Genomic DNA, 12781 nt, shown 5'->3' with positions numbered 1-12781 from the left:
CATGGAGGAAAACAATAATAACCTAGGGAAAAAAGTTGCTATATCAGTAATGTCGGTAGCTTTATTTGGAACGTCAGGATATCTTGTGTATGACAAAGGCTTTAGCACAGCGGGAAGAGAAACTGTAAAACTAGCAAGTAATACAGAAGAGAAAAAAGATGATCGTATTACAGGAAGCAACTTACAGTCTATGTTCCCAAATTTAGTTGGTGATCCTGCAAAAAAAGATGAAAAACCTGGCGAAAAACCAACTGTTAATTTAGCAGACCTAATCGGAAATAATAAATCACCAATTACACCAATGACGTATAAGCCAGATGATGTGTTGGTGGAAAAGAAAGATCCACAGATTAAATTGTCAGACGCACCAATGCCACAAAAGCCGGAACTGCCAACAAATATGGGTGGGCCGGTAGTGGATAATCCAAAGCTACCAGCAGATTCAAATACACCAGCAGATTCAAATACACCAGTGGATCCAAAGTTACCTGTAGATCCAAGTATGCCAGTGAATCCAAAGTCACCTGTAGATCCGAACACACCAGTGGATCCCAAGCCACCTGTAGATCCGAACACACCAGTGGATCCCAAGCCACCTGTAGATCCGAACACACCAGTGGATCCAAAACCACCAGTGGACCCAAAACCACCGGTAGACCCAAAACCACCAGTGGACCCAAAACCACCGGTAGACCCAAAACCACCAGTAGACCCAAAACCACCAGTGGATCCAATACGTCCAACAATTACAGTATCGCCAAAAACAGGGGATATTCTTGTAGAATGGTATACAGCAAATGGAGAGAAATCTAGTGCAGTATTTTTTGGGGAGTTTTATAAGGCACAAAATCATTTGAAACTAATTGATGGTATGAAAAATATAGAGAATCGTAATGATTTACAGCTTATTTCTCAAGTTAGTTCTTCACCAACAGAAGCAAATAAAGCAGCATTATTGTTAGCAGCACAAGATTCCGCTCAATTTGAAAAAGTAGCTAGTTCAAAATATGAGCAACTATTTTATATTCGAAATCAATTAACTTTATATCAAGAGCCTGCTTTTAATGACCAAGAATTTGAATACTTTAAAGAAAATAAGAAATCTGTTATAGAAAAGTTATCTAAAGACATTTTTAAAGCCGCGCTTAATGAAGAAAAACGAGATGTAAATGCAGCTTTAAGTAAATATTATTTATTAACTTCCGTATTACAAGGCGTAGATGAAGACTTGCAAAAGCAGGCTTACGATCGAGTGCAAGCTATTTTTAATCAAATGCTTGAAAATGAATTGGAACAAATGGTACAAGGAAAAGTTGAAGTTCCAACTGTGCCAGTTTTAAATCAAGGAAAAGAAAAAGATAAAAATGTAGCAGGAAAACCAACGACTGAAAATGAAGTTAAAAATTCAAAAGGTGAAGAAAAACAAGAGAATAAAGAAAATTCGAAGCCAGAAGAATCAAAAACAAATAAAGAAGATGTAAAACAAGAAGAAATCCAAACGAATAAAGAAAATGCAAAACAAGAAGAAGTACAAAATAATAAAGAAGATAAAAAGAATGAGGAACAAAAAGATAATAAAGATGGTAAAAAGCAAGATGAAGTAAAAACACCTGGACAATGGGCGATTGAACAGGTAACAGCGTATATGAACGAAGCGAAGTGGAAAGAAGCAATTGTACTAGCAGATCAATACATTGATCAGACAAAAGGTGAAGAACAAAACACATTGAAGGATCAATTGAAAAATGCAGTTGAGAACTTATTAACACAATCAAAAGCAGAAGAGACATCTGCAGAAATGGCATTACAAAATTATCACTTTATCTTAAATGTTAAAAATGTAGTTGCTGAGCAGAGAGAAGAGGCAAAATCGTTATCTTTACCTGTAATGTTAGAAGTAAAGGCAGATCAGGCATTAGCAGAGAAAGATTATTATAACGCTGTATTATATATGGCGAACTCTATTCGTAATAAAAATAAACATGCTCATGCATTTGAAAAATTACAAACAAATACAAACTTCCTTTGGAATCAAACTATGGAGCAATGGAATAATTTAAAGGGTAATTCTGGATGGCAAAGTGAAGTTAAAAAATCTGTTCAACCATCCCTTGAATTAATTGTATATTTAAAAGATATTTCACCAGCTATAGTGGATGATACAAGATTCAATGAGAAAATAAAGGAAGCAACGAAGAAATTAGAAGGTATTCAGTTGTTGAATTTAGCAAGTTATGAAAATAGTAAGAGTGATGAAGCTAGTCAATTGAATGCATTATATTATTATGGACAAGCTTATGAACGTGGTATAGCTGACGCAGGAGATATGAGTAACATTTTTAATAAGTTATTAAATAAAGCACGTGGATTTGAAGTGTCTGATCCTGCAAGAGCTATGAATTTATACCGATTAATGTATACAACGCCTGGTGCGCAAGGACTTGGCTTCCAAGACGTAATTAGAAATTCTATTGATTACTTGAATGATTTCAATGTAGCAAGTCAATCGTTCGCGAAATATGGTAATAGCTTAAACGTGAAAGATATTGCAACAGCATTAGCTTATGCAAATACAGCTATTGAAAATGGATATGCAAATGAACAAAGTAAAGCGAAAATAAGACAAATTGCAGAGGAAATGGTTAAAGTGGGGCAAAATAAATTAAAGGGAAATGATTTAAATACTGCATATCAGTATTTTGAATTTGTAAGCCGTGCAGATTATAAACATGTTCCGCAGGATGTTCGTAGCCAAGCAAATGATGGACTACAAGCGATAAAAAATGCTACTAAAAAATAAAGTAATAAATTTCGCCATCTTACCCTAGGTAAGATGGCGAAATTTATTCCAAATAAGGAGTGAAAGTTAATGAGTTTACTAGAAATTAGTCCATTAGATGAGGCGTTAGTGGAAGCGTTACAAAACGAAGAAAAAAGAGGCTATTTTTATGAGATATTACAGAAATCAAATTTATTCGTTGTTGCTTCTGTCAAAGGGGATACAAGTGTAGATGAAGAAGGAAATTTGATTTCTACTAATAATACACAATTACAAATTCATTATTTTGAAATGGAAGAAGGATTAATGTTACCACTGTATTCTGATTTAAAGCATCTAGAAATGGTTATTCCAGAAGAATGTCCGTATGTCTCTATGAATGCAGTTGAATTATTGAAAACGATAGATTTAGAGGCAAATGTCATATTGAACCCAGGAACAAAATTTCAAAAATTATTTGTAAAGGAAGAAATTGAAGCGATTTGTGATAACAGTATTTTTGATGTTTTCTCTAAAGAGAATAAGTAAAAATTGATGCAGTTCTATTTCTTTTTGGTATAAAATAGAGGAAGGTGGGAGAAGGTTTGGAGATTAAAGTCAAACCTGAACAACTCGAACAAATTGCCAAAAATATATCAGAGATGCAAACACACAGCCAGAATATACAACAAAATCTCAATCAATCCATGTTTAGTATTCAAATGCAATGGCAAGGAGCGACGAGTCAGCATTTTTATGGGGAATATATGAGATCAATGAGACTCATGGAATCTTACATACGTAACTTACAAGTTACAGAAAAAGAATTACGGCGTATTGCTCAAAAGTTTCGTCAAGCAGATGAAGAATATCAAAAGAAACAAAATGAAAAATTGAAAGAAACCCATAAAAAAGAAAAGAAACATGAAAAATCATGGTGGGAAAAGGGAATAGAAGGAGCAGCTGAATTCATCGGAGTGAATGATGCAATTCGTGCAGTTAACGGTAAAGACCCTATTACAGGAAAAGAATTATCAACAAAAGAAAGACTTATCGCTGCAGGATGGACACTCCTAAACTTTGTTCCTGTTGGAACAGTTGCGAGTCTTGCTGGAAAAGGAATAAAGTATGTCGCCTCTAGCTTCGGGAAGACAATTGTAAAAGCAGGAAAAGGACTAGGCGAAGGCATAACGATGGTGGCTGGAAAAGCTGGAAAAGCAGCGGTCGATGGAATAAAAACAGCCACCCACAAAGTAAAAGAGGGTGTAAACTTTGTAGCCTCCACAGCAAAAGGCTTTGCCGACAAAATCGGAAGCTTATGGAACAAAGGTGCCACAACCGTAAAAACAACTTTCTTGCAGGGGAATGAAAAGATTCAGTACGCAGTAAAAACATTACTGGAGTACAAATGGATCCCAGGTTTAGGAAAAGCCTACGTCATGCCTGGAGTAGGAATGGTCCGAGAGATGGGACAGCATTCTCTGAAAGATGCTTATCAGTATATGAAAAGTGTTGGAGAGAAGGGTGTTAAGGGTACGGGTGAAGGTAGTAAGATAGAGAATATATCTAAATTAACTACAGAAGATATCCCGACTGCAAAAAGTGGCAAATTTAATGATTTCTTTAATTCTCTTTCTAGTGCAGAATTGGATGGATTATGGAAAGATAAAAAGATTAGAAAGAAAATTGAACGTCAGCTTAGAGAACCTGGTGGTTTACATGAATGGCATTTAGTATCGAGGGCTCCACAATTCAAGTTTTGGGATATAAGTGCTGAAAAAATTAAAGATTTAAGAACAGCAATATCTGATGTTAAATTTGTAAATCCTAAAGGCGTTCATGGAGGATTAGGTTCTACAAGAGCACATAATGAATTATTGGCAATTATTGATACATCAAATGACTATAACACATTTATTAGAAGACTTAATAATTGGGCTTACTATAGATTAGAGGGTGGAATTTCATCATTGCCAGAAGGATTAAGATTAAAATAGGGGTGTGTTATTTATGGAAAAGCAAGGAATGGTTTCAATATGGTTAGGTAATATTAAAACACAAAACCAGTTAGAGAAATACGTCAATTTAACATACGATGAAGACGGAGAGTCTGTACCTTCTAAATTTTTTGTAGATTTCAATATTGATATGGATGAAACAGATGAGGATTTTATTGAAAAAGCGGTATTAGAAGAAAAGAGTGATAATATCTCTGCTTTATTAGAGGGGTGTTCATATGAGGAAATTATACTACCTAAAATTAGAGGATATGTTAACGTAAATAAGTTATATAACGCTGTTATTTTAATTTACAATTTTGAGTACGAGAACCTAGTTAACTCTTTTGAGGATTTTGATTATATTACTTCTACTAGTTACTTACAATAGTAATTTTTTGATTGAAATTTGAATAAACTGCTGAATAGTGAAGAGCGTTAATCTTATATTAATTTGAAACCTTGATGGGCTATATGCCTCTCAAGGTTTTTATAATTTTATGTTAAAATTAAAAGCTTATAGTAAAAAGAAAAGTGCATGGGATTGGTTACAATGACTTTATAAGTATTGCAACTACACTTACTACTCGATATATACTTTACATAAGAAAATGAAAAAGCTCGTGGTGTTAAAGTTTAAATATACATTAGCACATATACGAATGGAAAATAAAGTACATGTGAAGTGGATAGAAAAAATAATAGGGTGTTTGAGAATACGTACTCCATGATGGTTGTACCATCATGGAGTACTATGTGCAATGATAGAATAGAAAAGGAAGTATGAGCTTAGGCGAGATGACATTTTACATGGCGATGAATATAGACATATGGAATGTATATTAAACTAATGAACTCGTACAAACTCGTAAGTTTTAACGTAACACTTGTTGCGACATGTAAAAGGTGTCATACTTGTACTACAAAACTTACAAATTTATGCTACTTAAAAACATATGAATTTAAAGCACTTGATTGTCAATTAAAGGCAATAAGTGCTTTTTTGCGTTTTAGCGTAGAAATTTAAAAGAGCATTATAATTTTATAAGTGCATTAAGTGTTAAATTTTTATTGTTGTTTTATAGATTGTAATGGCTATGTACAGTGTACGACGATAGTAGAGGAAAAAATAAAGGGTTGTGTTATTTTTTGAAGTCATCGTAAAGTACGTTTTAACGGATGGACGTTATGCATACGTTATCCGCAAAAAACGGGTAAACGTTACAGGGACTTTAATTGCTGTAACGGGAAGGGGCTCAATATGGGAGAGAAAGTAGTTGGTTATGTACGAGTTTCAACGGAAGGACAAGTGCGTGAAGGGTATAGCCTAACGTATCAAGTAGAAGAAATTGAACGGTACTGCATCGAAAATAAACTACAACTGCTTCACATATACGAAGATAAAGGAATCAGCGGAGCGAAAGTAGATGAAGATGGATTAACAGTTGAACGTGAGGGATTAGAAGAGCTATTGTCGGATATGGCGTATCAACAAGTGAGTCAAGTTGTTGTACTAAATACATCTCGTTTATGGCGCTCAGACATGGCAAAAGTGTTAATGCAACGAGAGCTAAAGAAATATGAGGTAGATGTGAAAGCAATTGAACAACCAAATTATAGTATATACACGCATGACCCAAATGACTTTTTAGTAAATGGTATGTTAGAGCTATTAGATCAATATCAACGTCTTGAGATTGCATTAAAGCTAAGTAGAGGCAGAAAGAAAAAAGCAGAACAAGGTGGATATGCGGGGGGCGGTGTGATGTTTGGTTATAGAGTAAAGAAAGGACAACAAGTGTTAGAAGTAGATACGGAGAAAGCAGTGGTTGTACGTAGACTATTTGAGTTAAGACACTTTTTTAAACATTGGTCGCTGACTCAATTGGCAGAACGACTAAATAGGGAAGGGTATTGTACTGAGAAAGGAAAGTTGTTTACGAAAGTGCAAGTGAAACGTATGTTAGACCGAGAGAACTTTTATCGAGGGGTATATACATACGGGCAAATACAAACAATTGGGAAACATCCAGCAATTATTTTATAAATTCACTTAAAAAATTAGCTCATTTTACTATATGTACTTATGAAATTATGAAAATGGATAGGCTTGCGTACCTATGCGCATCGGAAGATGAACGCTCGAACTAAGGTTGCCGACATTTTTATATATGACTAAATTATTGAATAGAGGGATGAGTTATGCATAATAGACAGAACTATTTGTATGTAGGAGTAGATTTACATAAGGAGCATCATACGGCTGTTATAATTAATTGTTGGCAAGAGAAATTAGGAGAAATACAATTTGAGAATAAACCATCGGCATTTTCGGAGTTTTTATTAGAAGTAGAGACATATGTGAGTAATGGTTTATCAGTTGTATTTGGTTTAGAAGATGTTGGTGGTTACGGAAGAGCGTTAGCGAAATATTTAGTAGATCACGAACAGGTAGTAAAAGAAGTAAATCCAGCTTTATCATTTTTAGAACGAAAGAGCCAAGTGATGATACAAAAAAATGATAGTTGGGATGCGGAATGTGTGGCACGTATATTGGTAAACAAATTTGAGCAACTACCAAATGTAAATCCAAACGATTTATTTTGGTCGATACAACAATTGGTTTCAAGAAGGAATGCATTAGTAAAAGCACAAAGTGCATTAAAGAACCAACTACATATTCAATTAAACCATCATTATCCAAGCTATAAAAAGTTTTTCTCAGAGTTAGATGGAAAAACAGCATTAGCATTTTGGGAGCAATATCCGTCACCCTCTTGTTTAGAGGGGATGAATATAAAGCGATTAACAGCTTTTTTATTAGATGTTAGTAACAATACATGTTCAGTAAGGAAAGCAAGTGAAATATTAAGGTTTATGGAAGAAGATGGAAAAACAATGAAAGAGTATCAAGAAATGCGAAACTTTTTAGTAAGAAGTATTGTACGGGAGATTGAGTTTAAAAAGAAGGAAATGAAATACATCGAAAGAGAATTAAAACAGCTAGTAAATCTACTAGATTATCAATTAGAGACGATGCCGGGAATAGAACTTGTGACGGCATCAGCATTAATAGCTGAGATAGGAGATGCAAGGCGATTTCCAAATGCCAATAAATTAGCACGATTTGCGGGGATTGCGCCTGTTTACTTTGGTTCTGGTGGGAAAGGTAAGACACATAAAAGCAAACAAGGAAACAGGGCGTAACACGCTTTATTTTATAATTTAGCTGTACAGCAAGTGCAAGTAGCGAAAGGAAGTAAGTTACCTAGAAACCCAGTGTTTCATGCATACTATCAAAAGAAGCTTAAAGAGGGCAAAACCAAAGGACAAGCATTGGTATGTATTATGAGAAGACTTGTAAACATTGTATATGGCATGATGAAATATAAAACAGCTTATGATTTGCCGGTAGTGGAAGAAAAAGAAGTAGTTTAATAAGGTTTACGTGGTTTGTTTTTTTATTGTGAGGGTTTAAGATTACAACATAGGGTACGGGTAATCCTCCTAAGATAACGGAAATACAAGAGGGGGACCTTGGGAAGCACATTATTAAAGGGAAAAATGGAAGAAAAGAACTGGCACCAAACGTGCGTTATATTACCGAGGATGGTTATAAATATACAACAGATGAGCTTGGTAGAATAGTAGATGTTGAGGCAGGAGAATTAATACTTCAAAAAGGAAAACGAAACAAAGGAATGCAAGTGGCAGCAGGCCGTGAAGATAGAAGTGACATAACATATTTTTCTCCTTATATTTTATTTGTAAATATTTTCTATATAGGTTTATGAAAATCCTTTTCGACAAAAAATTAACATAGCCCTTGACAGTTATAAATATAACCGATATACTTCATATTAATTTCAAAAGAAAATATATTCTAAATATTAAAATGTGTTGAATAGGAGTAGTAAGGTCATGTATTTGTACAGAGAGCTATGGGTTGGTGCGACATAGTCAAATGACATCCTGAACTCGCCTAGGAGCAGTAAGGTGGAACGGAATTACATTCTTAGTAAACCTTAACGGTTAACCTTCGATATTAGGTTTGTAATCAAACGATTACTACTAAGGTGGATTCATAATGGAATCAATAAGGGTGGTACCGCGTTAAGTGAATGGCTTAGCGTCTCTTTATATAGAGACGCTAAGCCATTTTTTATTTTATAGAAAAAGAAATGGAGGTTTTATTCAGATTGATCAATAATATTTATTTATTAATATAAAATGATTTTAACAGGAGGAAAATAGGATGAAACAGACGGAGCAATGGACTTCGAAATTAGGTTTTATAATGGCAGCAGCAGGATCAGCAATTGGACTTGGCGCAATATGGAAATTTCCTTATATTGCTGGAAAGAGCGGGGGAGGAGCATTCTTTTTAATCTTTATATTATTTACTGTATTAATTGGATTACCGCTACTTATAGCTGAATTTATGATTGGACGCAGTACACAGAAACAAGCAGTTGGAGCATTTAAAAGTATCGCACCAAATACAGGATGGCACTGGATTGGGCGTCTTGGGGTTGGGACTTGTTTTATATTACTTTCATTTTATAGTGTTGTAGGTGGCTGGGTACTAATTTATTTATTCAGAGGAGTAACTGGACAACTTATTACTCCGGGACAAAATTACGGTTCGTTATTTACTGAAACAATTGGAAATCCGGTTTGGGCTATTACTGGACATTTCGCTTTTATGTTCATTACGATATGGGTTGTATCAAAAGGTGTACAAAACGGAATTGAAAAAGCAAGTAAATATATGCTACCAGCATTGTTCGTTTTATTTGTCGCCCTTATTATTCGTTCATTAACACTGGATAATGCAATGCAAGGTGTGAAGTTTTTCTTACAACCAGATTTCTCAAAGATTACTTCAGAAAGTATTTTGTTCGCAATGGGCCAATCATTCTTTGCGATTAGCATAGGGATTTCGATTATGGTTACGTATAGCTCGTATTTAAATAAAAAAGAAAGTTTACCAAAATCAGCAGTTACGATTGTCGGATTGAATTTATTCGTTTCTTTATTTGCAGGTCTTGCTATATTTCCAGCAGTATTTTCATTAGGAATGGAGCCGACAGAGGGGCCGGGCTTATTATTTATTGTATTGCCATCTGTATTTAGCCAAATTCCATTCGGAGGATTGTTCTTAACTGTATTTCTTGCGCTATTTACATTTGCCACATTAACCTCGGCATTTTCTCTACTAGAGACGGTTGTTTCAGCATTAGCAAATGGTGAACAAGAAAGAAGAGCTAAACTTTCATGGATCATCGGTTTCTGCATTTTCCTAGTAGGTATACCATCGGCCTTATCATTTGGAGTATGGAGTGATATTACGATTTTTGGGAAGAATATTTTTGATGCAGTAGACTTCTTATCTAGTAATATATTAATGCCGCTTGGAGCGCTATTCATTAGTATTTTCGTATCATTCAAGATGGAAAAGAAAGTGCTAGAAGCTGAATTTTTTGTAGGTGGAAATTACGGAAAGAAAGTATTTACTTGCTGGGCATTTTTACTTCGGTTTGTAGCACCACTTGCAATAATTATTGTCTTTTTAAATGTAATAGGGATTATTTAATATTAAATGTTATAATATTCGGTAAAAAAGAAGGTGATGATCATAAAAACGAATTTGATTGAAGTTGGGAAATATATGAACATTAGAGGGAAAAAGCTATACGTTGAAACACATGGAAGTCCTAAAAATAAACCAGTATTATTTTTACACGGTGGTCCAGGTGAAAGCTGTTATGATTTTTCATTTCATCAAGCGGAACGATTAAAAGATTCCTTATATGTAATTATGATAGATCAAAGAGGAGTTTGTCGATCAGAAGGAATTACTGAGGAAGAATCTTTTGGATTAAATGATTTAGTTGAAGACTGTGAGGAAATAAGAAAACTACTACAAATTGAGAAATGGTCTGTAATCGGGCACTCTTTCGGTGGATATGTAGCATTGTTATATGCAAGGGCGTATCCAAATTCAATAGAGAAAATAATATTTGAAGGTCCGACTTTCGATTTTGCATTAACAAGTAGGGCTCTATTACAAAGGACAGGAACGTTATTAAAAAAGTATGGAAAAGAAGCGGCAGCAGAAGACTGCTTTGCTTATTCATCTAATAATGCTAGTTCAGAAGAGTTGTTAGAAGCTTATATAAGATTAAGTGCTGAATTAGAAGAAAAAAGAATGGAGATTTACAATTATAAAAAAGATGAGACAGACGATAGTTTATATAGTGATGAAGAGTGGGAAGTATTTTCAAATCGCTCCAAAATCCATTTTGATAGATTAAAATCAGAGGGAGCATGTCATACGTCATCATTATCTAAAATAAAAGATATACAAAATCCAATGTTATTAATTGTAGGAAAACATGATGTAGTAACGTGTGAAAAACAAATTGAAACATTTAATAAAGATGCTCAAAATGGGAAGCATATCATATTCGAAGAGAGTGGCCATACACCACATTATGAGGAAGCTGATCGATTTGCTGAAACAGTCATTCATTTTTTGAACTAAAAAAGAAAGAGCGCTTCGTATAATGCGAAGCGCTCTATTTTAAATTTCTGGATAAGTGATTGTAATATTAGGCCATTTGCTTTGCCATTTCTTTTGATTAACTCTTTTGTTGTACATATGTATTCGTTCTTTCGTTTCAAGAAAATGAGGTGTAGGTTTCACTTGTAATGAAAGTACATCTTCTATTCCGCATGGGGATGTTAATATGACTTTGTTTTGTTCGTCCAAAGAAACACCAAGAGCGGTTGCTGTTTCAGGAAATTTAGAAATAGCATCAACAGAAGAAGAGTATGGCGGCATTCCATTCACTACATGCATGCGAGTTTGATTTTTTACTGACCAAGGGATAGAGGCATCCATATTCGTCAGCTTCTGTTCTAATGATTGTTCGTACACCACATCTTTATGTAATGCATCATAATAAATGACATCAACGTCTGGTGTAGCTGTTCTTACTTCGTAGTTATGTAAGGTATCCCAAATTTTAGAACGGACAAACCCAGCGCAAATCCACCAATCAGGTAGCTCTAGTGATTTTGCCATTTGTAATACATTCATCATCCATTCGTCGTTTTCTATTAAGTGAATTAAATCTTGCTCTGTTTTTATATTCATCGATAAATACACCTTCCTAGTAGATTAATGCATCAGCTCAATAATCCATAAAATCCAGTGAGCACCTGGTACAAATAAAAGTTGTGCTAATAAGGTGCCGAGAAGTCTAGAAATCATTAGCCAACCATACATTTTACTCATAGATTCAGCGCCATTTTCTGATTGTAAAGCACGTTCTGTCAAAAGTGCTATACGTGGATCGAGTAACACTGTTAATAAAATTGTAGCAAAACCATTCACAAGGCCAGAAGCTGTACTTGCATTTGTTGCGTAATCTGGATTTAGAAAAGAAGCATAAAGGGCAGAAAGAACACCTGCTGTATAAATTGCAGTAGCAAACATGTTAATAAGCATAATACGCTTTGGGATACCACCGATACGCAATCTATGAATCATTTCAAATCTTGGAAAGCGCACATATTTTTTTGTGTACTTTAATTTTTGAATGTTATTTGTTTTCATCATTCGAATGAAAGAACCATCTGTTTCAAAGTTTTGAATGACATATCCAAATAGTTTTGTCAAAGTTGGATAAAGAATAATCGCAAGTAATGTACCGATGGAAGCAGATAATAGTACAAGTCGTATAGTATGCTCTAAATTAATAGAAGCATCTCGTTTTGCGTCATCGACAATCCCGCCAATTAAAAAGGCTTGTAGTAAATTTGACGTTCTTGAAATAAGTAATACCATTCCTACGACAGATAAGGCAACGACAATCTTTTTTAAACGAACACCAGCTAATCGAATACTATAAGAACTAGTTTCGACTGCGTGGATGACAATTGTGAAAGCCATTATAAAAATTAACGTAATTGACATGTGATTCACCAGTTTCTATTAAATTAAGTATAACTTTTTCAC

Annotated in this window: 9 protein-coding genes, 2 pseudogenes and 1 other annotated feature; of the genes and pseudogenes, 9 read left to right on the top strand and 2 right to left on the bottom strand. The window is 34.5% G+C overall.

The features are described 5' to 3' along the window. The first annotated feature begins 1 nt into the window (after window position 1). The 9 genes and pseudogenes from MR066_RS27195 to MR066_RS13185 all read left to right on the top strand — a co-directional run bounded on the left by MR066_RS27195 (window position 2) and on the right by MR066_RS13185 (window position 11302). Window positions 2-2800 (top strand): hypothetical protein, encoded by a 2799-nt coding sequence (locus MR066_RS27195; RefSeq protein WP_277928983.1) that lies wholly within the window; start codon window positions 2-4, stop codon window positions 2798-2800. Between the two features lie 69 nt (window positions 2801-2869). Further along, window positions 2870-3307, top strand: coding sequence for an SseB family protein (locus MR066_RS13220; RefSeq protein WP_012260838.1), 438 nt, complete (start codon window positions 2870-2872; stop codon window positions 3305-3307). 56 nt (window positions 3308-3363) lie between these two features. After that, window positions 3364-4755, top strand: coding sequence for a WXG100 family type VII secretion target (locus MR066_RS13215; RefSeq protein ID WP_242247437.1), 1392 nt, complete (start codon window positions 3364-3366; stop codon window positions 4753-4755). 13 nt (window positions 4756-4768) lie between these two features. Further along, a complete protein-coding gene (locus tag MR066_RS13210; protein ID WP_000414798.1) occupies window positions 4769-5146 on the top strand; it encodes an immunity 22 family protein in 378 nt (125 codons plus the stop codon). Between the two features lie 870 nt (window positions 5147-6016). After that, a complete protein-coding gene (locus MR066_RS13205) occupies window positions 6017-6802 on the top strand; it encodes a recombinase family protein (protein ID WP_242247436.1) in 786 nt (261 codons plus the stop codon). Between the two features lie 155 nt (window positions 6803-6957). Next, window positions 6958-8193, top strand: a pseudogene (locus MR066_RS13200) (IS110 family RNA-guided transposase). A 74-nt stretch (window positions 8194-8267) separates the two neighbouring features. Beyond that, window positions 8268-8486 (top strand): annotated as a pseudogene (locus tag MR066_RS13195) (DNA/RNA non-specific endonuclease); the annotation flags it as partial. A 160-nt stretch (window positions 8487-8646) separates the two neighbouring features. Next, window positions 8647-8895: a binding site (T-box leader), on the top strand. A gap of 115 nt (window positions 8896-9010) precedes the next feature. Further along, window positions 9011-10351: a sodium-dependent transporter gene (locus MR066_RS13190; protein WP_003188951.1), complete on the top strand. Its 1341-nt coding sequence runs from the start codon at window positions 9011-9013 to the stop codon at window positions 10349-10351. Window positions 10352-10387: 36 nt separating this feature from the next. Further along, complete coding sequence (locus MR066_RS13185; protein ID WP_242247435.1) at window positions 10388-11302, top strand: alpha/beta fold hydrolase; 915 nt, start codon at window positions 10388-10390, stop codon at window positions 11300-11302. Between the two features lie 39 nt (window positions 11303-11341). On the opposite strand, the gene MR066_RS13180 is transcribed toward MR066_RS13185, so the two are convergent. Further along, window positions 11342-11917 carry a nucleotidyltransferase family protein gene (locus tag MR066_RS13180; RefSeq protein ID WP_242247434.1) on the bottom strand — a complete coding sequence of 192 codons (576 nt, stop codon included), beginning with the start codon at window positions 11915-11917 and terminating at the stop codon, window positions 11342-11344. Window positions 11918-11941: 24 nt separating this feature from the next. Further along, window positions 11942-12739 carry a lipid II flippase family protein gene (locus tag MR066_RS13175; protein WP_002141610.1) on the bottom strand — a complete coding sequence of 266 codons (798 nt, stop codon included), beginning with the start codon at window positions 12737-12739 and terminating at the stop codon, window positions 11942-11944. Window positions 12740-12781 lie beyond the last annotated feature (42 nt).

The sequence above is a fragment of the Bacillus cereus group sp. BfR-BA-01523 genome, from assembly GCF_022662615.1.
GTDB lineage: Bacteria > Bacillota > Bacilli > Bacillales > Bacillaceae_G > Bacillus_A > Bacillus_A mycoides.
The sequence above is the reverse complement of the archived record's forward strand: the minus strand, read 5'-3'. Positions and strand labels throughout refer to the sequence as shown.

Coding starts and splice junctions, on each gene's coding strand:
- MR066_RS13175 (WP_002141610.1), bottom strand. CDS start 12,739: ATGTCAATTACGTTAATTTTTATAATGGCTTTCACAATTGTCATCCAC.
- MR066_RS13220 (WP_012260838.1), top strand. CDS start 2,870: ATGAGTTTACTAGAAATTAGTCCATTAGATGAGGCGTTAGTGGAAGCG.
- MR066_RS13180 (WP_242247434.1), bottom strand. CDS start 11,917: ATGAATATAAAAACAGAGCAAGATTTAATTCACTTAATAGAAAACGAC.
- MR066_RS13190 (WP_003188951.1), top strand. CDS start 9,011: ATGAAACAGACGGAGCAATGGACTTCGAAATTAGGTTTTATAATGGCA.
- MR066_RS13210 (WP_000414798.1), top strand. CDS start 4,769: ATGGAAAAGCAAGGAATGGTTTCAATATGGTTAGGTAATATTAAAACA.
- MR066_RS13185 (WP_242247435.1), top strand. CDS start 10,388: ATGATCATAAAAACGAATTTGATTGAAGTTGGGAAATATATGAACATT.
- MR066_RS13205 (WP_242247436.1), top strand. CDS start 6,017: ATGGGAGAGAAAGTAGTTGGTTATGTACGAGTTTCAACGGAAGGACAA.
- MR066_RS27195 (WP_277928983.1), top strand. CDS start 2: ATGGAGGAAAACAATAATAACCTAGGGAAAAAAGTTGCTATATCAGTA.